Genomic DNA, 25,714 nt, shown 5'->3' on the forward strand with positions numbered 1-25,714 from the left:
GGGCCTGTCCATCGTCCGCTCCGTGGTCCGGGCCCACGACGGCGCCATCACCGCCGAGCCACGCGAAGGCGGCGGACTCGACATGCGGGTGGTGCTACCCCTCTGACACCGGCGGCAAGGCCCCTGTGCGGCCGCTGGAGGGGCCGCAGGGGCCGCCGGGAACTTCCGGCTACCCGCGCGTACGGTCGCCCGCCCGGCGGCCGTACACCCCTCCTCCGTTCGTTCCCGTCCGGACTTTCGGTTTGACGGAACGAGGGGTCTCCAGGGATCCTTCGCCGAGTTCGCTTTGCGCGGAATTCGGCGGGTCCGCCCGCTGCCCCGACCATGTGTGATCCCTCACAGAGGCCCCTTTCCGGCCATCCACCCTCCGTGATCGAAATGGCTGGTGGAAAGCCGGGAAAATCCGGGTTTCCCAGGCCCCTGATCACGGGAAGTACACGTGATGGGCTGCGCGAGGTGCGACATTCGGACCGTGTACGGTCCTGATCGCCATCCAAACCGATCACCTCTTCAGGGGTGCGGTTGGGTGTCGATTGAGTAACAGACCTTGATGTGAGGCAAAATCTCCGCCTCAGGTCGGGCACAAGTCCGGCCTCTCACGCGTTACGAGCGCTGAGACACCGCAGACACCCAGAGGGGGAGAGCGACCATGGCTACGGATTACGACACTCCACGCAAGACCGATGACGACCTCAACGAGGACAGCATCGAGGAACTGAAGTCGCGGCGGAACGACAAGTCCGCCTCGGCCGTCGACGTCGACGAGTTCGAGCAGGCCGAGGGCCTGGAACTCCCCGGCGCCGACCTGTCCAACGAAGAACTCGCGGTCCGCGTCCTGCCCAAGCAGCAGGACGAGTTCACCTGCATGAGCTGCTTCCTGGTCCACCACCGCAGCCAGCTGGCTGCCGAGGACAAGAACGGCAACCCGATCTGCCGCGACTGCGCGGCCTGACCGGTTACGCCGTGCCAGGCGTGAACCCGTTCCGTAAGGGCCGCAAGGGCGGCAGCGGTCCGGCGGCCGGCGCACGATCACGCGAGGAAACCGCGCCCGTGCCCGCCGACCCGGCCGCCCTCCCTGAGGAACGGACGGCCGGTGGACTTCAGCGGCGAGGCCGCCCGGCCTCGCTGGCGGGCGCGGCCGTCCGCGGCGCCAGAAAGGGCCGTGACGGCGTACGGTCCGCGCTCGGCGTGATCGCCGACCGGATCATCGCCACCGCTCCCAGGATCCCGGTACGCGACCTCGCCACCTTGCGCGCGCACTTCCCCGGACTGACCCCCGAGGAACTCGCCGACAAGCTGGTGGCGGGCGCCTGCGCGGGCACCGCCACCGTAGGCGCGGGCGTCGGCGCAGCCGCCATGCTGCCCGTCCCACCCGCCCTGCCCGCCGAACTCGCCGCCGAGGTCGCGGGCGTCGCCTCGGTGGAGATCAAACTGATCGCCGAACTCCACGAGGTCTACGGCCTGCGGCCGGCGGGGAACCGCACCCAGCGCGCCACCGCCTACCTGACGTCCTGGACCCAGGAACGCGGCATCGACATCGCCAAACCCGCCTCGCTGAACATCGCCCTCGGCGGGCAGATGCGACGCGAACTGCGCCAGCAGATCATGAAGCGCACCCTGCGCAACCTGCCCAACCTCACGCCGTTCCTGGTCGGCGCCGCGGTCGGCGCGTTCCTCAACCGCCGCGACACCCGAAGACTCGCCGACAAGATCCGCACGGACCTCCGCCGCCGCCAGACCCCCTGGGACGCCCTCCCCGCCCCGACCGGTCAGCCGCGCGCCGACGCCAGCGCCGAGACCAGCCGCTCCGGCTCCCGCGTCGACAGATAGGCGTACGGCGTCGGATCCTCGGGATCGGTGATCTCCACCCGCACCGCCGTCGGGACGTAGCTCCGCAGCAGCATGAAGGCCCGTGCATCGGCCTTGTGCGTCCGCCAGGCCAGCGCCTCCGCCGCGTCCAGCACCTGCGCCTCGCCCAGCGCCGACACCGGGATCTTCGCCTCCCCGGCGATCAGCGCGCCGCCCACCACCCGGATCCGCACCGAGCCGTACGAGCTCACCGCCACCGCGGACAGCGCCGCGCCGCCGATCAGCCCGCCGAGCATCGGGAGCGTCCCCAAGGGGAGCAGCATCAGGGCGCAGGCGACGCCGATGAGCACGGCGATCACCCACCAGGAGCGGGGCGCGGTGAGACGTTCTTCGTACGGCTGCATGCCCTCAGCTTGGCACGGCGGCACTCGCCCCTTATCCGCGCGGGTAGGGTCTGCACTCGTGAGTGGAACTGACCAACCCAGGACGCGGCTGACGCCCCCCGAGGACGCCACGGCGCCGGTCCGGCACCCGGACGCGCCGGCCCCCGGAGAACTCCTCGGCGCGCACTACGACCGGTGCTTCGGCTGCGGCACGGGCCAGCCCCACGGGCTGCACCTGGAAGCCAGGGCGGGCGACGGCGTCCGCGTCACCGCCGAGTTCACCGTCAAGGAGGCCCACCAGGGAGCGCCGGGCCTGGCACACGGCGGGGTACTGGCCACCGCGCTCGACGAGACGCTCGGCTCGTTGAACTGGCTGCTGCGCGTGATCGCGGTGACCGGACGACTGGAGACCGACTTCGTCACGCCCGTGCCCCTGGGCACCGTGCTGCACCTGGAAGCGCAGGTCACCGCCGTGCACGGCCGGAAGATCTACTCGACGGCCGTCGGCCGGATAGGCGCCCCGGACGGCCCGGTCGCGGTCCGCGCCCAGGCCGTGTTCATCGAGGTCAAGGTCGACCACTTCATCGACAACGGAAGGACCGAGGAGATCCAGGCGGCGATGTCCGACCCGGACCAGGTCAAGCGCGCACGTGCCTTCGAGGTGAACCCGTGAGTCAGCTACGGAATCCGGTGGACGTACTCCTGCGCCGGCTGGACCCGGACGTTCCCCTTCCGTCCTACGCACACCCGGGCGACGCCGGAGTCGACCTGGTCACCACCGAGGCCGCCGAACTGGCACCGGGCGAGCGCACCGTCCTCCCCACCGGCGTGTCCATCGCGCTGCCCGACGGCTACGCGGCGTTCGTGCACCCCCGCTCGGGGCTGGCGGCCCGCTGCGGACTGGCGCTGGTGAATGCCCCCGGGACGGTCGATGCCGGGTACCGTGGAGAGATCAAGGTGATCGTGGTCAATCTCGATCCGCGCGAGAGCGTGCGGTTCGAGAAGTACGACCGGATTGCCCAATTGGTCGTCCAGCAGGTCGAGAAGGTGCGCTTCCACGAGGTGGCGGAACTTCCCGGCTCGGCACGGGCCGAGGGGGGATTCGGGTCCACCGGCGGTCACAGGGCGGTGGACGGCTCCACGGGCGGGAATGAATACGCATCGGTCGGTGACGACCGGGAAGGACAGTGACGTGTTCGGACGTCGCAAGAAGAACGAGGCTCCTGTAGAGCCGGCCGAGGACACGGCGCTCGCCGACGAGGCGGAGACCGGCGAGGACGACGCGACGCAACAGCGGCTCAACCTCCCGCCCGCGCCGCGCCCCGACGGCCCCTGGGACATGTCGGAGGTCAAGGAGCCCGGCGAGGGCCGGGTCGACCTCGGCGGCCTCTACGTGCCCGGCGTCGAGGGCATGGAACTGCGCGTCGAGGTCGCCGGTGACGCGATCGTGGCCGCGACCGTGGTCCTCCAGGACAGCGCCGTGCAACTGCAGGCGTTCGCGGCCCCCAGGAACGAGGGCATCTGGGGCGAGGTCCGCGAGGAGATCGCCGCGGGCATCACGCAGCAGGGCGGCGTCATCGACGAGGTCGAGGGCCCGCTGGGCTGGGAACTGCGCGCCCAGGTCCCCGTGCAGCTGCCGGACGGCACCAACGGCGTCCAGGTCGTGCGGTTCATCGGCATCGACGGCCCGCGCTGGTTCCTGCGCGGAGTGATCTCCGGACAGGGCGCGGTGCAGCCGCAGGCCGCGGGTGTACTGGAGCACATCTTCCAGGACACCGTCATCGTCCGCGGCGAGGGCCCGATGGCACCCCGCGACCCGATCGTCCTCAAGCTGCCCGACGACGCCCAGATGGTGCCCGACGGCGTGCAGCAGGAGCCGGCCCAGGGGTCGCGCTTCGGCGGCGGCGTGGAGCGCCTGGAACGCGGACCGGAGATCACCGAGATTCGCTGACCCGCCACGGCGCCGCACGGCGCAAGCCCACACGGTGCATAAACACCGCCGCGGCGGCTCAAACGCGACGGTCACAAGGGGCCGTACTCCCGCACAGGGGGTACGGCCCCTCAGCGTTTACGCAGGTCAGGTCCGGAAGCGTAAGAAAACCGTCAACAGAACGCTAATGGCCGTAAGGGAGGCGTCAACAGCGTTCAAGCGGCGGAAGAACGACGGTTTGCTCTAGGGGTCCCATTCCGTCTGCCCATCTAGGAGCAACGATGGCCGACGTGGCCTTCGTCGTCGTCACCCTCGCGGTCTTCGCAGCGGTGGCTCTCGTCGCCAAGGGGGTGACGAAGCTGTGACCATCGAGAACATCGTCGGCCTCATCGTGGCCGTCGCCCTCCTCGGCTACCTGGTCCTCGCCCTCGTCTTCCCGGAGAGGTTCTGAGGTGTCGACAGCTGCCACCGCAGCGGGCCACATGAGCCCCGCTCTCGCGGGCGTCCTCCAGCTCACAGCGCTCATCGCAGCGCTCGCCCTGGTGTACCGCCCCCTCGGCGACTACATGGCCGCCGTCTACAGCTCCCCACGCCACCTGCGCGTGGAAAAGGTCATCTACCGCTGCATAGGCGCCAACGCAGACACCCAGATGCGCTGGCCCGCCTACCTCCGCGGCGTCCTCGCCTTCTCCCTCGCCGGGATGCTGTTCCTCTACCTCATCCAGCGACTCCAGGGACACCTGCCACTCTCCCTCGGATTCGCCTCGATCAGCCCCGACCAGGCGTTCAACACCGCCGCCTCCTTCGTCGCCAACACCAACTGGCAGTCCTACAGCGGCGAACAGGCCATGGGCCACGTCGTCCAGACCGCCGGCCTCGCGGTACAGAACTTCGTCTCCGCCGCCACCGGCATGGCCGTCGCCATCGCCCTCGTCCGCGGCTTCGCCCGCTCCCGCACCGGCGAACTCGGCAACTTCTGGGCCGACCTCGTACGCGGCACCATCCGCGTCCTGATCCCCATCGCCGTCATCGGCGCCCTCATCCTCGTCGCCTGCGGCACCCTCCAGAACTTCGCCGGCATCCACGAAGTCGGCCAGTTCATGGGCGGTGCCCAACAGACCAACGGCGGCGCCGTCGCCTCCCAGGAAGTCATCAAGGAACTCGGCACCAACGGCGGCGGCTACTTCAACGCCAACTCCGCCCACCCCTTCGAGAACCCCAACGCCTTCACCAACCTCTTCGAGATCTTCCTGATCCTCGTCATCCCCTTCGCGCTCACCCGCACCTTCGGCAAGCTCGTCGGGAACGTGAAGCAGGGCTACGCCATCCTCGCCACCATGGTCATCATCTGGCTGGGCTTCACCGCCCTCATGATGTGGACCGAATTCGCCCACAGCGGCCCCGCGCTCCAAACCGCCGGCGCCGCCATGGAAGGCAAGGAAAACCGCTTCGGCGTAGGCGCCTCCGCGATCTTCTCCGTCGCCACCACCCTCACCTCGACCGGAGCCGTGGACTCCTTCCACTCCTCCTTCACCGCATTCGGCGGCGGCCTCCAACTCCTCGGCATGATGCTCGGCGAAATCGCCCCCGGCGGCGTCGGATCCGGCCTCTACGGCATGCTCGTCATGGCCGTTATCGCCGTCTTCATCGCCGGACTCATGGTCGGCCGCACCCCCGAATACCTCGGCAAGAAGATCGGCACCCGCCAGATCAAACTCGCCGCCTGCTACATCCTCATCACACCGACACTGGTACTCGGCTTCACCGCCGCCTCCATGGTCCTCCCCGACGCCCTGGGCTCCATGCTCAACACCAAGGCACTCGGCGCCGGGCCCCACGGCTTCTCCGAAGTCCTCTACGCCTACACCTCAGGCGCCAACAACAACGGCTCCGCCTTCGCCGGACTCAACGCCAACACCCCCTGGTACAACACCACGATCGGCCTGGCCATGCTGCTCGGCCGCTTCCTCCCCATGGTGTTCGTGCTCGCCCTCGCCGGCTCACTCGCCGAACAGCAACCGGTCCCCGAGACCGCGGGCACCCTCCGTACCGAAAAGCCGCTCTTCGCCGGGCTGCTCGTCGGCACGATCCTGATCATCACCGGTCTGACCTACTTCCCGGCGCTCGCCCTCGGGCCGCTGGCGGAGGGCCTGTCATGACCGCCCCCGTGAAACCGGAGGAGCACGGCTCCATGTCCACCGCCACACCGACCCGCGCTCCAGAACAGGACGCCAACAGCGGCCAAAAGCCCGGCGACGGCCGTGTCGGCGGCGGCCTCTTCGACCCCAAGCAACTGCTCGTCTCACTGCCCGACGCCCTGCGCAAACTCGACCCGCGGGTGATGATCAAATCCCCCGTCATGTTCGTCGTCGAGGTCGGCTCCGTCCTCACCACGATATTCGCCTGCGCCTCACCCACCGACTGGTTCGGCTGGGCCATCGCCGTCTGGCTCTGGCTCACCGTCATCTTCGCCAACCTCGCCGAAGCCGTCGCCGAAGGCCGCGGCAAGGCACAGGCCGACACCCTCCGCAAAGCCAAGACCGACACCGTCGCCCGCCGCCTCAACGGCACCGACGAAGAACGCGTACCCGGCACCGAACTCCGCGTCGGCGACCTCGTCGTCTGCGAAGCCGGCGACATCATCCCCGGAGACGGCGACGTCGTCGAAGGCGTCGCATCCGTGGACGAATCCGCGATCACCGGTGAATCGGCTCCGGTCATCCGGGAATCCGGCGGCGACCGCTCCGCCGTGACCGGCGGCACCAAGGTGCTCTCCGACCGCATCGTCATCAAGATCATGACGAAGCCCGGCGAGACCTTCATCGACCGGATGATCAACCTCGTCGAAGGCGCCGCACGCCAGAAGACCCCCAACGAGATCGCGCTGAACATCCTCCTCGCGTCCCTCACCATCGTCTTCCTGCTCGCCGTCGTCACCCTCCAGCCGTTCGCCATCTACGCCGGCGCCGAGCAGCCCATGATCGTGCTGCTCGCCCTGCTGGTCTGCCTCATCCCCACCACCATCGGCGCACTCCTCTCCGCCATCGGCATCGCCGGAATGGACCGCCTCGTCCAACGCAACGTCCTCGCCATGTCCGGACGCGCCGTCGAAGCGGCAGGCGATGTATCGACATTGCTGCTCGACAAGACCGGCACCATCACCTACGGCAACCGCCGCGCCGCCGAGTTCGTCCCCGTCCACGGCGCCACCGAAGAAGAACTCGCCGACGCCGCCCAACTGTCCTCACTCGCCGACGAAACCCCCGAGGGACGCTCCGTCGTCGAACTCGCCAAAGAGAAGTACGCGCTGCGCGAGGGTGACTTCAACGCCGACACGTTGACGGGCGCCGAGTGGATCCCGTTCACCGCACAGACCCGCATGTCCGGCGTCGACGTCGACGGCCGCAAGATCCGCAAGGGCGCCACCGGATCCGTCCTCGCCTGGGTCCAGGAACGCGGCGGCAACGCCACCGACGACGCCCGGGAACTCGCCGACACCATCTCCCAGGCCGGCGGCACCCCCCTGCTCGTCGCCCTCGAAGACGAAAGCGGCCCCCGCGTCCTCGGCGTCATCCACCTCAAGGACGTCGTCAAGGACGGCATGCGCGAACGCTTCGTCGAACTCCGCAAGATGGGCATCAAAACGGTCATGATCACGGGCGACAACCCGCTGACCGCCAAGGCCATCGCCGACGAAGCCGGCGTCGACGACTTCCTCGCCGAAGCCACGCCCGAAGACAAGATGGCACTCATCAAGCGCGAACAGGCCGGCGGCAAACTCGTCGCCATGACCGGCGACGGCACCAACGACGCCCCCGCCCTCGCCCAGGCCGACGTCGGCGTCGCCATGAACACCGGCACCTCGGCCGCCAAGGAAGCCGGGAACATGGTGGACCTGGACTCCAACCCGACGAAGCTCATCGAGATCGTCGAGATCGGCAAGCAACTCCTCATCACCCGAGGAGCCCTGACGACCTTCTCCATCGCCAACGACGTCGCCAAGTACTTCGCGATCATCCCCGCGATGTTCGCCGTGGCCTACCCCGGCCTCGACACCCTCAACATCATGCGGCTGCACAGCTCCCAGACCGCGATCCTCTCCGCGATCATCTTCAACGCGCTGATCATCGTCGCCCTGGTGCCGCTCGCCCTCAAGGGCGTCCAGTACCGGCCCGTCAGCGCCGACAAGATGCTCCGCCGCAACCTCGCCGTCTACGGCCTCGGTGGCCTCATCGCACCCTTCATCGGCATCAAAGTCATCGACCTGCTCATCTCCCTCATCCCCGGAATCGGGTGACCGCCATGAACAACTCCGTACGCAACACCGCCCGGTTGCTGGCAGCGGGCCTGCGCGCCCTGCTCGTCCTGACCGTGGTCTGCGGCGTGATCTACCCCCTGGTGGTCACCGGAGTCGCCCAGGCCGCCTTCCCCGGCAAAGCCAACGGATCCGAGGTCACCTCCCACGGCAAGGTCGTCGGCTCCTCCCTCATCGGCCAGCGCTACGACAAGGGCACCGACAAGAAGGGCAACCCGATCCCCGACCTCCGCTACTTCCAGCCCCGACCCTCGACGGGCCTGGGCAGCAACCGCACCAACGGCGTCAACACCCAGTACGACCTCCAGGTCTCCGGCGCCTCCAACCTGGGCGCCACCAACACCGACCTCATCAAGGCCATCAAGGAACGCAAGCAGTGGGTCGCCACCACCTACGGCGTCCCCGAGTCCCAGGTACCGGCCGACGCCGTCACCTCCTCCGGCTCCGGCCTCGACCCGGACATCTCACCCGAGTACGCACTCCTCCAGGTCAACCGCGTCGCCAAGGAGAACCACCTCCCCGCCGACAAGGTCGAGCAGCTCGTCCAGGACCGCATCCAGGGACGCCAGCTGGGCTTCATGGGAGAGCCCCGGGTCAACGTCCTGGACCTGAACGTGGCGCTCCGGGACCTGGCACAGACACACCGGTGACGGACGACGCCTTACGGAGACACCACACGCGGCGCACCACCGCCACACACGAGGGCGGCCCCGGGGATGACCTTCCCCGGGGCCGCCCCTTTGCGCGCGCCGCGAACCACCGCTACCCGTCGCTGACATGCGAACCCACTACGGCGAGGCAGGTCGGGCACACGGCCCGAGGGCGGCCTCCGACGCCCGGCCGTGACGGCACATGGGTCGACCGCACCACGCCTGACCTGCCCTTCCCCGAGTTATCCACATGCATTGCCGGCCCGCACGCCCCCTCCTCATACTGATTCACGACAGGCAGACAACACACCGACGAAAACAACCGGTTGGCCCTTCAGTGAAACCAACCAAAGTGAAAACAAAGCAAGTTGGAGGGCTCCAGCGCCACAGGGGCTGAGACCAGAGCGGGGGAACCACCCACCATGAACGGGAACAACGAGGCGAACGGCGCGACGACGACCGCGGGTACTGCCGCCGCCGACGCGGCACCGGCGCAGGCGATGGTCCTCGTCGAGGACGTGCACCGGACCTACGGCACCGGAGCGGGCGCCGTACACGCCCTCCGCGGGGTGACATGCCGCGTCCCGCGCGGCAAACTGGTCGCCCTGCGCGGCCGCTCCGGATCCGGCAAGACCACCCTCCTCAACCTCATCGGCGGCCTGGATACCCCGGACTCCGGACGGATCACCGTCGACGGCACACCCCTGGCCGACCTCGGAGAGAACGACCTACTGGCGAAGCGCCGCGACCGCATCGGCTTCGTCTTCCAGTCCTTCGGACTGATACCGATACTCAGCGCCGCAGAGAACGTCGGGGTACCGCTGAGGCTGCGGAAGGTCCCACCGCGGGAGCGCGAAGCGCGCGTCGCACTCCTGCTGTCCCTGGTGGGCCTCGCCGACCATGCCGCCCAGCGCCCCGGGGAGCTTTCCGGCGGTCAGCAGCAGCGCGTCGCCATAGCGCGCGCCCTCGCCAACCGTCCCGCCCTGCTCATCGCCGACGAGCCGACGGGACAACTGGATGCCGAAACCGGCCTGGAGGTGATGGAACTGCTCCGCGCCGTCGTCCGCAGCGAGGGCGTCACGGCGTTGGTCGCCACACACGACACCACCCTCCTCACCCTCGCCGACCGGGTGCTGGAGCTGGACGACGGGGTGGTCACGGTCGAGGGGGAGGGGTGAATGGAGGGGGAGGGACGTGACGTGGGGGTGGGGATGGGGGCGGGGGGGGGAGCCCCCAGGGGCATCCGGCGGCGGAGGGATCCTCTTCCCTCACCAACCCCCAACCTCCAACCCCCGCCCCCTCACCACACATCCCCCTCCCGCCAGTCGCACGTCAGATCGCCTCCGAGGTCCAACGACGCGGACGTGGCCAGGACGTAGAGGGCGCCGTCCTCGTCGGGTGTGCGTTGGATGCCGTCGGGGGTGAGGGCGGCGGACGGGCCGCGCCATAGTTGCCAGCCGCGGGTGGCGTAGAAGGCGGCGGCGTCGTCGGCGGCGCCGAGTGCGCCGAGGTCGTAGGCGTTGTGGATCACTCGTTCCAGGGCGGTCATCATGGCGGCGCCGTGGCCGCGTCCGCGGCGGTCCGCGCGGACGCCGACGCCCTCCACGTAGCCGCAGCGCAGCGCCCGGCCGTTGTGCAGCAGCCGGCGTTGGACGACGGCGGCGTGCCCGATGAGTTCGCCTTCTTCGTGGACGAGGGCGTGCAGGCCGCCGAGTGCGTGTTCCCAGTCTTCGGCGGTCATGTCGTCGAAGACGTCGTAGAGGAGGATCCGGGCGGCCGTGAGGGTGGCGGCGTCCAGGTCGGCGGTGTGGGCGAGACGCACTCGGGTCGTGCCGGCGGGGTGTTCGGCGGGGGTGGGGGTGCGGGTCATGGGAGGCATCGTCGCAGGGGCCGGTGGTGGGAGCGATGGCTTTGTTTCGGCCAACGGGCGGCCATCGGGAGGCCGAGGCGCGGCCGGTTCACGGCCGAGATGCGCCCTGTGGTGCCGGGCACGGGTAACGCTTCCGGGGGAGGCCCGGGGCACCCGTGTCGTGCTCGCCTCGGCGCCCGCGTCGTGCCTGCTGCGCGGCGGCGTCGCGGTGGTTTCGTGCCCGTATCGGATGGTCCGCCACCCCCGATCGGCCCCCTTCCGCGGACCTGTATCAGAGTCGCGTCAAGACCGGGTGGAAAGCCGCTACCTGGGCGTTTTTCGGGGTGAGCGGTCGGTAGGGTCGCATCAGGTCAAGCCCGGTGGGGGCGACCTTCACGTAAGACAATGGGGCCATGGCACGCGGCAAGCTACGGATATATCTCGGCGCGGCACCGGGCGTCGGCAAGACGTACGCGATGCTGTCCGAGGCACACCGGCGTGTGGAGCGGGGTACGGACGCCGTGGTGGCGTTCGTCGAGCACCATGGCAGGCCCCGTACGGAAGTCATGCTGCACGGGCTGGAGCAGGTCCAGCGGCGGGAGCTGGAGTACCGTGGTTCGACGTTCACCGAGATGGACGTTGATGCGGTGCTGGAGCGCAAGCCGGCGGTGGCGCTGGTCGACGAGCTGGCGCACACCAATGTTCCGGGGTCCCGCAACGGCAAGCGCTGGCAGGACGTCGAGGAGTTGCTGGAAGCCGGGATCACGGTGATCTCGACGGTGAACATCCAGCACCTGGAGTCGCTCGGGGACGTCGTCGAGTCGATAACGGGTGTGCGGCAGCGTGAGACGGTGCCGGACGAGATCGTTCGGCGGGCCGATCAGATCGAGCTTGTCGACATGTCGCCGCAGGCGATCCGGCGGCGGATGGCGCACGGCAACATCTACCAGTCGGACAAGGTCGATGCGGCGCTGTCGAACTACTTCCGGCCGGGGAACCTCACCGCGCTGCGGGAGCTGGCGCTGCTGTGGGTGGCCGACCGGGTCGACGAGTACCTCCAGGAGTACCGGGCGGAGCATTCGATCCGTTCGACCTGGCAGGCGCGGGAGCGGATCGTCGTCGGGCTGACCGGTGGGCCGGAGGGGCGGACGTTGATCCGTCGGGCCGCGCGGATGGCGGCGAAGGGCTCGGGCAGTGAGGTGCTCGCCGTCTACATCGCCCGTAGTGACGGGTTGACCTCGGCGTCGCCGAAGGAGCTGGCCGATCAGCGGACGCTGGTGGAGGATCTCGGCGGGACGTTTCATCACGTCATCGGCGACGACATACCGAGTGCGCTGTTGGAGTTCGCGCGGGGGGTGAACGCGACCCAGATCGTGCTGGGGTCGAGTCGCCGCAAGGCGTGGCAGTACATCTTCGGGCCGGGGGTGGGGGCGACGGTGGCCCGGGATTCCGGGCCGGATCTCGACGTGCACATCGTGACGCACGACGAGGTCGCCAAGGGCCGGGGGCTGCCGGTGGCGCGGGGGGCGCGGCTGGGGCGGACGCGGATCATCGCCGGCTGGCTGGTCGGGGTGGGTGGTCCGACGTTGCTGTCGCTGCTGCTGACCAAGCTGTCGAACGGCCCGGGGCTGGCCAACGACGTGTTGTTGTTCCTGTTCCTGACGGTGGTGGCGGCGCTGCTCGGTGGGCAGTTGCCGGCGTTGGCGTCGGCGGCGGTCGGGTCGCTCCTGCTGAACTTCTACTTCACTCCACCCACCCACACGCTCACGGTCAGCGATCCGAAGAACATCGTGGCGATCGTGATCTTCTTCGCGGTGGCGGTGTCGGTGGCGTCGGTGGTGGATCTGGCTGCCCGGCGGACGCATCAGGCGGCGCGGTTGCGGGCGGAGTCGGAGATCCTGTCGTTCCTGGCGGGGAGCGTGCTGCGTGGCGAGACCACGTTGGACGCGCTGCTGGAGCGGGTGCGGGAGACGTTCGGGATGGACACGGTGGCGTTGCTGGAGCGGCGCAGCGATGTGGATCCGTGGACGTGCGCGGGGCGGGCGGGTGGTGGCAGTGGGCCGCCGCTGGCGCGTCCGGAGGATGCGGACGTGGACATGCCGGTGGGTGACCACATGGCGTTGGCGCTGACGGGTCGGGTGTTGCCGGCGGAGGACCGCCGGGTGTTGGCGGCGTTCGCCGCGCAGGCCGCGGTGGTGCTGGATCGGCAGCGGCTGGTGGGGGAGGCCGAGCGGGCCCGGGAGCTGGCGGAGGGGAACCGGATCCGGACGGCGCTGCTGGCGGCGGTCAGCCATGATCTGCGGACGCCGTTGGCGAGCATCAAGGCGTCGGTGACGTCGTTGCGGTCGGACGATGTGGCGTGGTCGGAGGAGGACGAGGCGGAGCTGCTGGAGGGGATCGAGGCGGGTGCCGACCGGCTCGATCATCTGGTGGGGAATCTGCTGGACATGTCCCGGTTGCAGACGGGGACGGTGACGGCGCTGATCCGGGAGATCGACCTCGACGAGGTGGTGCCGATGGCGCTGGGCGGGGTCCCGGAGGGCAGTGTCACGTTGGACATCCCGGAGGAGCTGCCGATGGTGGCGGTGGATCCGGGGCTGCTGGAGCGGTCGGTGGCCAATCTGGTGGAGAACGCCGTGAAGTACAGCCCGGACGGTGAGGTGGTGCTGGTCGCGGCGAGTGCGCTCGGTGACCGGGTGGAGTTGCGGATCGCGGACCGGGGGCCGGGTGTGCCGGACAGTGCGAAGGACCGGATCTTCGAGCCGTTCCAGCGGTACGGGGATGCTCCGCGGGGCGCCGGGGTGGGGCTGGGGTTGGCCGTGGCGCGTGGTTTCGCGGAGGCGATCGGCGGGACGTTGGCGGCGGAGGACACTCCGGGGGGTGGCATGACGATGGTGCTGACGTTGCGGGCCGCCGCGGGTGTTCCGCCGGTGCGTCCTGATCTTCCGGCGCAGGCGACGACATGAGTCGAGATCACGGCGGGCGTGTCCGCGGCGGGACGCGGTCGTGTTCCGGTGCCGGCGCGGGTCCGCCGCGCGGCCCGGGAGGGGGCCATTTCACCGGCCGGGCGGTCCCGGTCGCATTCATGACGTGGTCGGCGGGTGTTGCCCGTCGGCGACCGACACCGCGAGGAGAACGCCAGTGAACCGGGTGCTTGTGGTTGATGACGAGCCGCAGATCGTTCGCGCCCTTGTGATCAACCTGAAGGCGCGCAAGTACGAGGTGGACGCGGCCCCCGACGGGGCCACTGCCCTGAAGCTCGCTGCGGCCCGCCATCCCGATGTGGTGGTCCTGGATCTGGGGCTGCCCGATATGGACGGTGTGGAGGTCATCAAGGGGCTGCGCGGCTGGTCGCGGGTGCCGATTCTGGTGCTGTCCGCGCGGCAGACGTCGGACGAGAAGGTGGAGGCGCTGGATGCGGGGGCGGACGACTATGTGACGAAGCCGTTCGGGATGGACGAGCTGCTGGCGCGGTTGCGGGCGGCGGTGCGGCGGGCGGAGCCGACCGGGCCGGCGGATGACGAGGTGATCGTGGAGACCGAGGGGTTCACGGTCGATCTGGCGGCGAAGAAGGTCAACCGGAGTGGTCGGGATATTCGTCTGACGCCGACGGAGTGGCATCTGCTGGAGGTGCTGGTCCGCAATCAGGGGCGGCTGGTCAGCCAGAAGCAGTTGTTGCAGGAGGTGTGGGGGCCGTCGTACGGGACGGAGACGAATTATCTGCGGGTGTACATGGCGCAGCTGCGGCGGAAGCTGGAGGGTGATCCGTCGCACCCGCGGCACTTCATCACGGAGCCGGGGATGGGATATCGGTTCGAGGGGTGAACGCGGGGCGGTCGGGGGATGGCGGCTCGTGGGGGCTGCCCTGGGGGTATGGCCTGGTGGGAGGGGTGGGGGCGGGGCGTCGTTTCGAGGGGTGAACGCGGGCGTCGGGGTGCTGGTGCGGGGTGCGGGGGAGGCCGTGCGGGCCCCGGTACGCTGGGGTTATGAGTGCTGGGATCCGACCCGAGAAGCCGGCCGGCCGGTTCCGCCGGATGCTCGACAGGCTGTCGTCCTCCGAGGAGGAGCTGCAGTCCGCCGAGTTGCAGGAGGACGCGCAGGCGACGGGGTGTACGCGGATATGCGACTGCGATGACCGTCAGATAGTGAAGGTCTCCGGCACCCTGCGGCATGTGACGCTGCGGCCGCGTGCCGGTGTGCCCGCGCTGGAGGCGGAGCTGTTCGACGGCTCCGCGGCGCTCGACGTGGTGTGGCTGGGTCGCCGTTCCATCGTCGGGATCGAGCCGGGCCGTAAGCTCATCGCCTCGGGCCGGGTCTCGTTGAGTCACGGGCGCCGGGTGCTCTTCAATCCCAAGTACGAACTGCGACCGCTCGGACAGGAGTAGCCGGTGACGTCGTACGACCGACCGACCACTGACCCTGAGGCTTCCACTTCCGCTTCCGTTGACCGTCCTGTGGGGGTGCCGGCTGCCGCCGGGGCGCCGCTGGAGTCCGGTGCGGGGTCCGGAGCCGAGGGCAGGCAGGTGACGGAAGCGGCGCTGTTCGAGGCGTTCGGTGGCGTGCGCGGCATGGTGGAGACGGTGCTGCCGGGTCTGCTGTTCGTCACGATCTTCACGATCAACAAGGATCTGCACGTTTCGGCGATCGCGGCGCTGGCGGTGTCGTTGGTGCTGTGTGCGGTGCGGCTGGTGCGGAAGGACACCGTCAAGCACGCCTTCAGCGGGGTGTTCGGGGTGGCGTTCGGTGTGGTCTTCGCGATGATGACCGGTAACGCCAAGGACTTCTACCTGCCGGGGATGCTGTACACGCTGGGGCTGGCGGTGGCGTACATCGTCACGACGCTGGCGGGTGTTCCGTTGATCGGGTTGATTCTGGGCCCGGTGTTCAAGGAGAACCTGTCGTGGCGGACGCGTAATCCGGGGCGCAAGAAGGCGTATGCGAAGGCCAGCTGGGCGTGGGGGCTGATCCTCCTCGCCAAGTGCATGATCTTGTTCCCGTTGTACTGGTGGGCGGACACCACCCAGCTCGGGTGGGTGCTGGTGGCCCTGAAGATTCCGCCGTTCCTGTTGGCGCTGTATCTGACCTGGATGTTCCTGGTGAAGGCGCCGGCGCCGATCGATGTCTTCGCGGAGATGGAGGCGCAGGAGAAGGCGGAGGAGGCCGAGCGGCAGCGGGGGCTGTCGGCGGCGGCACCGGAGGCGGCTGCCGCGGATCGTCCGCACGAGGGGCCGCGGCATCGTCGCTGACCTGCGGCGCGAGGTGTGACAGGGCGAAGGGCCCGGGAGCTTTGCGGCTCCCGGGCCCTTCGTGTGCGGTGTCGGCTGGGCCGGTGTGTCGGCTCAGCTGTCGTTGCGACGGACGGACAGCAGGTCTTCCAGCTGTTCCTCGCGGGACTGGGCGGCGACGAAGAGCAGTTCGTCGCCGGCTTCGAGGGCGTCGTCCTTGTTGGGGGTGAGGACCCGGGTGCCGCGGATGATCGTCACCAGGGAGGTGTCCTCGGGCCAGTCCACGTCGCCGACCCGGGTGCCGGCCAGGGCGGCTTCCGGGGGGAGGGTGAGTTCGACGAGGTTGGCGTCGCCGTGGCTGAAGCGCAGCAGTCGGACCAGGTCGCCGACGCTGACGGCCTCTTCGACCAGGGCGGACATCAGGCGCGGGGTGGAGACGGCGACGTCGACGCCCCAGGCTTCGTTGAACAGCCATTCGTTCTTGGGGTTGTTGACGCGGGCGACGACCCGCGGCACGCCGTACTCGGTCTTGGCGAGCAGGGAGACGACGAGGTTGACCTTGTCGTCGCCGGTGGCGGCGATGACGACGTTGCAGCGCTGGAGGGCCGCTTCGTCGAGCGAGGTGATTTCGCAGGCGTCGGCGAGCAGCCATTCGGCGAGCGGGACCCGTTCGACGGAGATGGCGGTGGGCGCCTTGTCGATCAGCAGGATCTCGTGACCGTTTTCGAGCAGTTCTCCGGCGATGGAGCGGCCGACCGCTCCTGCGCCCGCAATGGCGACCCTCATGCGTGCGCCTCCTCGGGACCCTGGGCGAATGCCGCCTCGACCTTTTCGACTTCGTCGGTGCGCATCATGACGTGCACCAGGTCGCCTTCCTGGAGGACCGTCTGGGAGGTGGGCAGCATGGCCTCGCCCAGGCGGGTGAGGAAGGCGACGCGGACCCCGGTCTCCTCCTGCAGTTTGCTGATCTTGTGGCCGACCCAGGAGGAGGCGGTGTGCACCTCGGCGAGCTGGACGCCGCCGCTGGGGTCGCGCCAGAGGGGTTCGGCGCCCGAGGGGAGGAGCCGGCGCAGCATCTGGTCGGCGGTCCAGCGGACGGTGGCGACGGTGGGGATGCCGAGGCGCTGGTAGACCTCGGCGCGGCGCGGGTCGTAGATCCGGGCCGCGACGTTCTCGACGCCGAACATCTCGCGGGCCACGCGGGCGGCGATGATGTTGGAGTTGTCGCCGCTGGAGACGGCGGCGAAGGCGCCGGCCTCTTCGATGCCGGCTTCGCGGAGGGTGTCCTGGTCGAAGCCGACGCCGGTGACGCGGCGGCCGCCGAAGGCCGAGCCGAGGCGGCGGAACGCTGTCGGGTCCTGGTCGATCACCGCGATGGTGTGACCCTGGCCCTCCAGGGTCTGTGCGAGTGCGGAGCCCACGCGGCCGCATCCCATGATGACGATGTGCATGCTGATTACCCCGTGCCTTGCACTAGCGCGCTGACCTGCACAAACACCCTGCTCACTACTTTCTTCTCCGACGTACCGGCGACACGGAGCCGCTGCCTTGTGACAGTGGCCGGGTGCGTCAGACGGGAGCGCCGACCGCACCGTGGTCCGGTACAACCGTAGCCGTAATGGCGTGTCCGGTAGGGGGCGCGGTGGGTGCTGGCCCGTTGTGTACGGGTGCCGGGGCGCGAGGGGATCGCGCGCTGCGCTGCGCGGGGGCGGGCCGGTAGGGCACGCTACGACGTGTGCCACAACTGCCACATCAGCCCCAACAGGGCTCTCTCGCGCCGCACATGGTGGTGTGCGGCGATGACGCGCTGGCCCACCGGCTCGCCGCCGAGCTCCGCGACGTCTACGGCGAACGGGTGACGCTGATCGTGCCGTCCGCGCGGGAGCCGCAGCGCCCCCGTGTTCCGTCGCCGTCCCGCGGCCTGGGCCGCGCCACCGCGCTGCTCGGCCGGGTGTCGGCGGCGGTGGCGCGCGGCGGGCCCGGCGCGCCGCCCGGACCGCCGCCGCCCGCGCCGGCGCGCGAGGACGGGCAGGCGCCGCCGGATCCGCTACGGGTCCTGGTGGCGGAGCAGGTCGACGACGCGGCACTGACCGAGGCGGGGATCGCCGAGGCGGGCGCGCTGGCGCTGGTCCACGACGACGACGATCTCAACATCCATGCCGCGCTCCGGGCCCGCCGCCTCAACCCCCGGTTGCGGCTGGTGATCCGGCTCTACAACCGCAAACTCGGCCAGCATCTGGAGGAGTTGCTGGACCAGGCCGCGGCGGTCGCCGCGAGTCGCGGGGCGGACGGCGCGCAGCCGCCGCGTGTCGACGCCTCCACCACGGTGCTGTCCGACGCGGACACCGTCGCGCCGGCACTGGTGGCGACGGCGGTCGCCGGGACCAGCAAGGTCATCGAGGCGGACGGGCTGATGCTGCGGGCCGTGGAGCGTGCGCCGGGGCAGTCCGGTCCGGCGGGGGCGCGGCGGCTGTGCACGTTGGCGTTGCTGTCGCCGTCGCCCGGTGAGGCGTCCGGTGGTTCCGCCGGTGGCCCCTCGGCCGCTCCGGCCGGTGCGCCCGGGGCGGTGCCGGGCGACGAGGGGCCGGTGCTGCTGCCGGACGACGCAGCGGCCGCCGCGGCCACCGGCTGCGGCCGGGTCGTCCTGGAGACCGTCGCCTATACGGGGCGGACGGTGCGGCCGCGCCGGCTGCGGGGTCGGGGTGCGCCGCTCGCCTCCCTCTTCTCCCGGCGGCTGCGCTGGTCGCTGGCGGGGATCGTCGGGGCGGTGCTGGCGCTGGCGGTCGCCGCGTCCCTGGCGACGGGGGAGAAGCCGTTGCACGCGGCGTACCTCACGCTGCTGGACCTGTTCGCGATCAACGAACCGGCGCTGAACGCCCCGTTGGCGCGCAAGCTGCTCCAGCTGTTGTCCGGGTTGGTCGGGCTGCTGTTGCTCCCGGTGCTGGTGGCGGCGGCGTTCGAGGGGCTGGGGACGTTCCGCAGCGCCTCGGCGCTGCGACGTCCGCCGCGCGGGCTGTCCGGCCATGTGGTGCTGCTGGGGCTGGGGAAGATCGGTACCCGGGTGCTGGCGCGGTTGCACGAGATGGGCATCCCGGTGGTGTGCATCGAGGCCGATCCGGAGGCGCGCGGGATCGCGTTGGCGCGCCGGCTGCGGGTGCCGACCGTCGTGGGGGACGTGACCCAGGAGGGGGTACTGGAGGCGGCGCTGGCCGACCGGGCCCGGACCTTGCTGGCGCTGACGAGCGAGGACACCACCAATCTGGAGGCGGCGCTCTACGCACGGTCGGTCAATCCGCGGCTGCGGGTGACGCTGCGGCTCTTCGACGACGGGTTCGCCGCCGCCGTCTACCGGACGTTGCGCGCGGCGCATCCGGGTGCGCGGACCCGTAGCCGCAGCGTGTCGTTCCTGGCGGCGCCGGCCTTCGCCGGGGCGATGATGGGCCGCGAGATCCTCGGGGCGATCCCGGTGGAGCGGCGGGTGCTGCTGGTGGCCCGGGTGGAGGTGCGCGGCCATGCCGCCCTGGAGGGGCGGGCGGTCGGTGAGGTGCTGCGGCCGGGCCGGCTGCGGGTGCTGGCCGTCGACAATTCGGCGCCCGACGAGCCGGTGGCGGAGCCCGCGGCGGGCGCGCCGCAGTCCGGGGACGGCCCGGCGCCGGCGCATCTGGCGGACGAGTTGGACGACTACGTGCTGCGGTCGCAGGACGTGGTGCTGCTGGCGGCGACCCGGGAGGGGCTGGGCGATCTGCTGTCCCGGCGGCCGCGCTCGGCGGTGCGCGCGGAGTGAGGCCGCGCCCCCCGACACGCCCGGCGGCGCGCGGCGAGTGACGTCACGCCCCTGCGACACGCCCGGGTTCGGTGACATCCACCACGAAGTTCGGGCCCGCGGAGTTCCCCGTATCGACGGTGCCGCAGTGTGCTTAGCGTGCAGATGCTGTGGAGATGCCGCGTAGTGGATGCGGAGTCGGGTGTCTCTGTGCATGGTGGCGCATTCGGGTGTTCCCACCCGTCCGGGTGGCGGGTGGGCGAGGACCTTGACGAAGGCTTAGCATCCTCGGGTGTCCAAACTGACCGACGTGCCCAAACGGATCTTGATCGGGCGCGCACTGCGCAGCGACAGGCTCGGCGAGACCCTTCTCCCCAAGCGCATCGCACTCCCCGTCTTCGCCTCCGACCCGCTCTCCTCCGTGGCCTACGCGCCCGGCGAGGTGCTGCTGGTCCTGTCCGTGGCGGGGGTCTCTGCGTACAACTTCAGCCCGTGGATCGCGGTCGCGGTCGTGGTGCTGATGTTCACCGTCGTCGCGTCGTACCGGCAGAACGTGCACGCCTACCCGAGCGGCGGCGGCGACTACGAGGTCGCCACCACCAACCTCGGGCCCAAGGCCGGTCTGACCGTCGCCAGCGCACTGCTCGTCGACTACGTCCTGACCGTCGCGGTCTCCATCTCCTCCGGAGTGGAGAACCTCGGCTCCGCCGTCCCCTTCGTCGTCGAGCACAAGACGCTCTGCGCAATCGTGATCATCGTGCTGCTGACCTTGATGAACCTGCGCGGCGTCAAGGAGTCCGGCAAGCTCTTCGCGATCCCCACGTACGTCTTCGTGGCCGGCGTCTTCATCATGATCTTCTGGGGCGCGATCCGCGGCCTGATCCTCGGCGACACCATGAAGGCCCCCACCGCCGACTACACCATCCACGCCGAGCAGGGCGGCCTCGCCGGCTTCGCACTGATCTTCCTGCTGCTGCGCGCCTTCTCCTCCGGATGCGCCGCGCTCACCGGCGTCGAGGCGATCTCCAACGGCGTGCCCGCCTTCCGCAAGCCGAAGTCGAAGAACGCCGCGACCACCCTCGCCCTGATGGGCGGCCTGGCCGTCACCATGTTCTGCGGCATCATCGCGCTGGCCATGAGCACCCACGTCAGGATGGCCGAGAACCCCGCCACCGACCTGCTCAGCAACGGCAAGCCGATCGGCTCCGGCTACACCCAGAACCCGGTCATCTCACAGGTCGCCGAGGCGGTCTTCGGCAAGGGCAGCTTCCTCTTCGTCGTGCTGGCCGCGGCCACCGCACTGGTCCTGTTCCTGGCCGCCAACACCGCCTACAACGGTTTCCCGCTGCTCGGCTCGATCCTCGCCCAGGACCGCTACCTGCCGCGCCAGCTGCACACCCGCGGCGACCGGCTCGCCTTCTCCAACGGCATCGTCCTGCTGGCCGGCGCCGCCACCGTCCTGGTCTACCTATACGGCGCGGACTCCACCCGGCTGATCCAGCTCTACATCGTCGGCGTCTTCGTCTCCTTCACGCTCAGCCAGATCGGCATGGTCCGGCACTGGAACCGCCACCTGACCAGCGAGAAGGACCTCGCCAAGCGCCGCAAGATGCACCGCTCCCGCGCCATCAACGCCTTCGGTGCCTTCTTCACCGGCCTGGTCCTGGTCGTCGTCCTGCTCACCAAGTTCACCCACGGCGCCTGGGTGGCGCTCCTCGGCATGGTCATCTTCTTCGTGACCATGACTGCGATCCGCCGCCACTACGACCGGGTCGCCGACGAGATCGCCGCCCCGGACGCCCCCGACGACGACGTGGTCCGCCCCTCCCGCGTCCACGCCATCGTCCTGGTCTCCAAGCTCCACAAGCCCACCCTGCGCGCCCTGAACTACGCCAAGCTGATGCGCTCGGGGACCCTCGAAGCGGTCAGCGTCGACGTCGACCAGGCCGACACCCGGGCCCTGCGCGCCGAATGGGAGCGTCGCGGCATCGAGGTCCCGCTGAAGGTCCTCGCCTCCCCGTACCGCGAGATCACCCGGCCGATCATCGACTACGTCAAGTCGCTGCGCCGGGAGAGCCCCCGCGACGCGGTCTCCGTCTACATCCCCGAGTACGTCGTCGGCCACTGGTACGAGCACCTGCTCCACAACCAGTCCGCGCTGCGCCTCAAGGGACGCCTCCTCTTCACCCCCGGCGTCATGGTCACCTCCGTGCCCTGGCAGCTCGACTCCTCCGAGGCCGCCAAGAAGCGCGCCCGCAAGCGCGCCGAATGGAACGCCCCCGGCTCGGTCCGGCGCGGCCCGGTCACCGCACCGAAGAAGGAATCCGCGGCCACCAAGAAGTGACTGCGACGGCCGGGGGCACCCCCGGCACGCCGTAGAATGGACGGCTGGCCTCCGCCCGGAGGCCGGCCGTCACGGTTTTCTCCCACCCCACTCAGGAGCTCCCCGCCATGCAGCCGGACACGCCGCCGGAACCCAGGAAGTCACTGGTCGGCGAGGAGTACGAGGTCGAGATCGGCCCGGTCGCGCACGGCGGCCACTGCATCGCCCGCACCGACGCCGGCCAGGTCCTCTTCGTCCGGCACGCACTGCCCGGCGAACGGGTCCGCGCCCGCGTCACCGACGGTGAGGAAGGCGCCCGCTTCCTGCGCGCCGACGCCGTCGAGATCCTCGACCCCTCCAAGGACCGCGTCGAGGCGCCCTGCCCGTTCTCCGGCCCCGGCCGGTGCGGCGGCTGCGACTGGCAACACGCCGCGCCCGGCGCGCAGCGCCGCCTCAAGGCCGCGGTCATCGCCGAGCAGCTGGCCCGGCTCGCCGGCCTCACCCCGGAGGAGACCGGCTGGGACGGCACCGTCGAACCGGCCCCCGGCGACAAGGTCGCCAAGGGCGAGGTCCCGGCCTGGCGCACCCGCGTCCAGTACGCGGTCGACGCCGACGGCCGCGCCGGCCTGCGCAAGCACCGCTCGCACGACGTCGAGCCGGTCACCCACTGCATGATCGCCGCCCCCGGCGTCTCCGAACTCGGCATCGAGCAGCGCAGCTGGCCGCAGATCGCCACCGTCGAGGCGATCGCCGCCACCGGCTCCCACGACCGCCAGGTCGTCCTCACCCCCCGCCCCGGCGGCCGCCTCCCCATCGTCGAACTCGACAAGCCGGTCTCCGTCCTCCGGATCAACGAGAAGGACGGCGGCGTCCACCGCGTCCACGGCCGCCCCTTCGTCCGCGAACGCGCCGCCGGCCGCACCTGGCGGGTCGGCAACGGCGGCTTCTGGCAGGTCCACCCGAAGGCCGCCGACCTCCTCGTCGAGGCCGTCATGCAGGGCCTGATGCCGAAGAAGGGCGACATGGCCCTCGACCTCTACTGCGGCGTCGGCCTCTTCGCCGGGGCCCTCGCCGAACGCGTCGGCGACAAGGGCGCCGTCCTCGGCATCGAATCGAGCAAGCGCGCCGTCGAGGACGCCCGCCACAACCTCGCCGACCTCGACCGCGTACGCATCGAACAGGGCAAGGTCGAGCAGATCCTCCCCCGCACCGGCATCACCGACGTCGACCTCGTCGTCCTCGACCCGCCCCGCGCCGGCGCCGGCAAGGCCACCGTCCACCACCTCGCCTCCCTCACCCCCCGCCGCATCGCCTACGTCGCCTGCGACCCGGCCGCCCTCGCCCGCGACCTCGCGTACTTCCGCGACGCCGGCTACGGGGCGCGCCGCATGCGCGCCTTCGACCTCTTCCCGATGACGCACCACGTGGAGTGCGTCGTCATCCTGGAGCGGACAGCAAAGGGCGCCTGAGCTGCGCTTCCGCACGCGGATACGGTGCGGTGTGGGCGCCACGGGCGATATCTCGATGCTGAAATAACGCTCATGGCGCCCCTATGGCGCCCATGCGGTGTCGATTCCGGACCCATTCCGACGGCGCGACACCTCGCTGATCCTCCAGGCCGCGCATGGCGGCGGTTCCGGTTCCCGGGATCCCGCCACACGGAAACCCGGCAGACGGCCGCCGGCAGCCGCCTATGTGGTGAGCGCGCGCCGCAAACCCGTGGTGCGGCGTAGTTCCGCGGTGTGCGTCCATCAGGGGCCCGACCCCCTCTCCGGCGGCTGTACCACTGCAGGAGTGCCGGGCCCGGGGCAGACCATCGGAACGCCTGCTTCGGGGGCGAACCGGCGCCCTGATGACCAGGCGCTGCGGAGATCAGGTGGACCGGCGGTTCGGCGGTCCGGTGGCCCGGGACAGCTCGATCTGCCGAGTACGGACCCCCGATTCGTGCCGCACCCATATGATCGTGTAAGTTCTTCGAGTTGCCACGGAGCCGACAGGCCCCGAGGCAGCCATCCCGCCGCTTCGCGGCAACTCACTACTGCACGGCTCCTCAACGGGACTGAATTCCGCATGCCGAAATTCATTCCGGGCGTCTGATTAGGCGTCACCGAGGAATTCCGCTAACGTAGTGAACACCCCGCCGACGGGGAATCGGATCGAAATTCGAACCGACCGCAACTCGCTGAGATGCGGACCGGAACGGAAAACAGATCTGATAAAGTCGGAAAGGCCGAAAAGCGAAAGCGAAGCGGCCGGACCCCGCTCCAGCAGGGGGCCAGAGACGGAAACGGATCTGGTAAGGTTGGAACCGCGAGAAAGCCGAAAGGCCGGATCGCACCGGCGAAAATCAGAGCCGAAAGGATCTGATAGAGTCGGAGACGCAAGACCGAAGGGAAGCGCCCGGAGAGCCTGGTGAAACAGGCACAAAGGAAGCGTCCGTTCCTTGAGAACTCAACAGCGTGCCAAAAGTCAACGCCAGATATGTTGATACCCCGTCTCCATCACGGAGATGAGGTTCCTTTGAAAGCCCTCCCAAAGCTTTGGGAGGCACACACAGCGAGGACGCTGAGAACCGCGAGGATTATTCCTCCTCACGGTTCCGCTCAACGCGAGTGTGAACCGGATTACCGGTAAACATTCACGGAGAGTTTGATCCTGGCTCAGGACGAACGCTGGCGGCGTGCTTAACACATGCAAGTCGAACGATGAACCTCCTTCGGGAGGGGATTAGTGGCGAACGGGTGAGTAACACGTGGGCAATCTGCCCTTCACTCTGGGACAAGCCCTGGAAACGGGGTCTAATACCGGATATGACACACGGAGGCATCTTCTGTGTGTGGAAAGCTCCGGCGGTGAAGGATGAGCCCGCGGCCTATCAGCTTGTTGGTGAGGTAATGGCTCACCAAGGCGACGACGGGTAGCCGGCCTGAGAGGGCGACCGGCCACACTGGGACTGAGACACGGCCCAGACTCCTACGGGAGGCAGCAGTGGGGAATATTGCACAATGGGCGAAAGCCTGATGCAGCGACGCCGCGTGAGGGATGACGGCCTTCGGGTTGTAAACCTCTTTCAGCAGGGAAGAAGCGAAAGTGACGGTACCTGCAGAAGAAGCGCCGGCTAACTACGTGCCAGCAGCCGCGGTAATACGTAGGGCGCGAGCGTTGTCCGGAATTATTGGGCGTAAAGAGCTCGTAGGCGGCTTGTCACGTCGGATGTGAAAGCCCGGGGCTTAACCCCGGGTCTGCATTCGATACGGGCAGGCTAGAGTTCGGTAGGGGAGATCGGAATTCCTGGTGTAGCGGTGAAATGCGCAGATATCAGGAGGAACACCGGTGGCGAAGGCGGATCTCTGGGCCGATACTGACGCTGAGGAGCGAAAGCGTGGGGAGCGAACAGGATTAGATACCCTGGTAGTCCACGCCGTAAACGTTGGGAACTAGGTGTGGGCGACATTCCACGTCGTCCG

The 25,714-nt window shown here is 69.5% G+C and carries 21 protein-coding genes and 1 rRNA gene (1 of these 22 cut by a window edge); 18 read left to right on the top strand and 4 right to left on the bottom strand.

What is annotated here, in order from left to right; all coding sequences use genetic code 11:
* Positions 1 to 649: 649 nt before the first annotated feature.
* The gene (locus CG747_RS45390; RefSeq protein WP_016575747.1) at positions 650 to 952 is read left to right on the top strand and encodes a DUF4193 domain-containing protein; all 303 of its coding nucleotides are present in this window, start codon (positions 650 to 652) and stop codon (positions 950 to 952) included.
* Positions 953 to 963: 11 nt separating this feature from the next.
* Entirely contained in the window at positions 964 to 1,830 is an 867-nt protein-coding gene (locus CG747_RS45395; RefSeq protein ID WP_257981204.1) for a hypothetical protein, read from the top strand.
* Here CG747_RS45395 and CG747_RS45400 read toward each other — a convergent pair.
* Complete coding sequence (locus tag CG747_RS45400; RefSeq protein WP_100607736.1) at positions 1,770 to 2,213, bottom strand: DUF3093 domain-containing protein; 444 nt, start codon at positions 2,211 to 2,213, stop codon at positions 1,770 to 1,772. The genes CG747_RS45395 and CG747_RS45400 overlap by 61 nt on opposite strands.
* A gap of 58 nt (positions 2,214 to 2,271) precedes the next feature.
* Here CG747_RS45400 and CG747_RS45405 point away from each other — a divergent pair, with 58 nt between their 5' ends.
* The 8 genes from CG747_RS45405 (at position 2,272) to CG747_RS45440 (ending at position 10,265) form a co-directional block, all read left to right on the top strand.
* Positions 2,272 to 2,865: a PaaI family thioesterase gene (locus tag CG747_RS45405; protein WP_100607737.1), complete on the top strand. Its 594-nt coding sequence runs from the start codon at positions 2,272 to 2,274 to the stop codon at positions 2,863 to 2,865.
* Complete coding sequence (gene dut, locus CG747_RS45410; protein WP_100607738.1) at positions 2,862 to 3,383, top strand: dUTP diphosphatase; 522 nt, start codon at positions 2,862 to 2,864, stop codon at positions 3,381 to 3,383. Before CG747_RS45405 ends, dut begins: the two co-directional genes overlap by 4 nt.
* A 1-nt stretch (position 3,384) precedes the next feature.
* Positions 3,385 to 4,143, top strand: a complete 759-nt coding sequence (locus CG747_RS45415; protein WP_257981205.1) for a DUF3710 domain-containing protein — start codon at positions 3,385 to 3,387, stop codon at positions 4,141 to 4,143.
* 340 nt (positions 4,144 to 4,483) lie between these two features.
* Positions 4,484 to 4,573: a K(+)-transporting ATPase subunit F gene (gene kdpF / locus CG747_RS45420; protein ID WP_016575741.1), complete on the top strand. Its 90-nt coding sequence runs from the start codon at positions 4,484 to 4,486 to the stop codon at positions 4,571 to 4,573.
* Between the two features lie 31 nt (positions 4,574 to 4,604).
* Positions 4,605 to 6,281 carry a potassium-transporting ATPase subunit KdpA gene (kdpA, locus tag CG747_RS45425; protein WP_100607740.1) on the top strand — a complete coding sequence of 559 codons (1,677 nt, stop codon included), beginning with the start codon at positions 4,605 to 4,607 and terminating at the stop codon, positions 6,279 to 6,281.
* Between the two features lie 32 nt (positions 6,282 to 6,313).
* Positions 6,314 to 8,419, top strand: coding sequence for a potassium-transporting ATPase subunit KdpB (kdpB, locus tag CG747_RS45430; protein WP_180986024.1), 2,106 nt, complete (start codon positions 6,314 to 6,316; stop codon positions 8,417 to 8,419).
* Between the two features lie 5 nt (positions 8,420 to 8,424).
* The gene (gene kdpC, locus CG747_RS45435) at positions 8,425 to 9,087 is read left to right on the top strand and encodes a potassium-transporting ATPase subunit KdpC (RefSeq protein ID WP_100607751.1); all 663 of its coding nucleotides are present in this window, start codon (positions 8,425 to 8,427) and stop codon (positions 9,085 to 9,087) included.
* Between the two features lie 500 nt (positions 9,088 to 9,587).
* Positions 9,588 to 10,265 carry an ABC transporter ATP-binding protein gene (locus CG747_RS45440; RefSeq protein ID WP_100607752.1) on the top strand — a complete coding sequence of 226 codons (678 nt, stop codon included), beginning with the start codon at positions 9,588 to 9,590 and terminating at the stop codon, positions 10,263 to 10,265.
* A gap of 122 nt (positions 10,266 to 10,387) precedes the next feature.
* On the opposite strand, the gene CG747_RS45450 is transcribed toward CG747_RS45440, so the two are convergent.
* A complete protein-coding gene (locus tag CG747_RS45450) occupies positions 10,388 to 10,957 on the bottom strand; it encodes a GNAT family N-acetyltransferase (RefSeq protein ID WP_100607742.1) in 570 nt (189 codons plus the stop codon).
* A gap of 392 nt (positions 10,958 to 11,349) precedes the next feature.
* On the opposite strand from CG747_RS45450, the gene CG747_RS45455 reads away from it, so the two are divergent.
* The 4 genes from CG747_RS45455 to CG747_RS45470 all read left to right on the top strand — a co-directional run bounded on the left by CG747_RS45455 (position 11,350) and on the right by CG747_RS45470 (position 16,182).
* Positions 11,350 to 13,902, top strand: a complete 2,553-nt coding sequence (locus CG747_RS45455; protein WP_100607743.1) for a sensor histidine kinase KdpD — start codon at positions 11,350 to 11,352, stop codon at positions 13,900 to 13,902.
* Positions 13,903 to 14,077: 175 nt separating this feature from the next.
* A complete protein-coding gene (locus CG747_RS45460) occupies positions 14,078 to 14,761 on the top strand; it encodes a response regulator (RefSeq protein WP_100607744.1) in 684 nt (227 codons plus the stop codon).
* Positions 14,762 to 14,922: 161 nt separating this feature from the next.
* The gene (locus tag CG747_RS45465) at positions 14,923 to 15,321 is read left to right on the top strand and encodes an OB-fold nucleic acid binding domain-containing protein (protein ID WP_180986023.1); all 399 of its coding nucleotides are present in this window, start codon (positions 14,923 to 14,925) and stop codon (positions 15,319 to 15,321) included.
* Positions 15,322 to 15,396: 75 nt separating this feature from the next.
* Positions 15,397 to 16,182: a DUF3159 domain-containing protein gene (locus tag CG747_RS45470; RefSeq protein WP_374701901.1), complete on the top strand. Its 786-nt coding sequence runs from the start codon at positions 15,397 to 15,399 to the stop codon at positions 16,180 to 16,182.
* A 93-nt stretch (positions 16,183 to 16,275) separates the two neighbouring features.
* Here CG747_RS45470 and CG747_RS45475 read toward each other — a convergent pair whose 3' ends face one another.
* On the bottom strand, positions 16,276 to 16,947 hold the full coding sequence (locus CG747_RS45475; RefSeq protein WP_100607746.1) for a TrkA family potassium uptake protein: 672 nt from the start codon (positions 16,945 to 16,947) through the stop codon (positions 16,276 to 16,278).
* Positions 16,944 to 17,612 carry a TrkA family potassium uptake protein gene (locus CG747_RS45480; protein WP_100607747.1) on the bottom strand — a complete coding sequence of 223 codons (669 nt, stop codon included), beginning with the start codon at positions 17,610 to 17,612 and terminating at the stop codon, positions 16,944 to 16,946. Before CG747_RS45480 ends, CG747_RS45475 begins: the two co-directional genes overlap by 4 nt.
* Before the next feature lie 332 nt (positions 17,613 to 17,944).
* On the opposite strand from CG747_RS45480, the gene CG747_RS45485 reads away from it, so the two are divergent.
* The 4 genes from CG747_RS45485 to CG747_RS45505 form a co-directional block, all read left to right on the top strand.
* Entirely contained in the window at positions 17,945 to 19,945 is a 2,001-nt protein-coding gene (locus CG747_RS45485; protein ID WP_100607748.1) for an NAD(P)-binding protein, read from the top strand.
* 271 nt (positions 19,946 to 20,216) lie between these two features.
* Positions 20,217 to 22,268: an APC family permease gene (locus tag CG747_RS45490; protein WP_100607749.1), complete on the top strand. Its 2,052-nt coding sequence runs from the start codon at positions 20,217 to 20,219 to the stop codon at positions 22,266 to 22,268.
* A gap of 107 nt (positions 22,269 to 22,375) precedes the next feature.
* Positions 22,376 to 23,716, top strand: coding sequence for a class I SAM-dependent RNA methyltransferase (locus tag CG747_RS45495; RefSeq protein WP_100607750.1), 1,341 nt, complete (start codon positions 22,376 to 22,378; stop codon positions 23,714 to 23,716).
* Between the two features lie 1,168 nt (positions 23,717 to 24,884).
* A 16S ribosomal RNA gene (locus CG747_RS45505) occupies positions 24,885 to 25,714 on the top strand; it runs 772 nt beyond the window's last position.

The sequence above is a fragment of the Streptomyces sp. CB02959 genome, from assembly GCF_002803155.1.
Classification (GTDB): Bacteria; Actinomycetota; Actinomycetes; order Streptomycetales; family Streptomycetaceae; genus Streptomyces.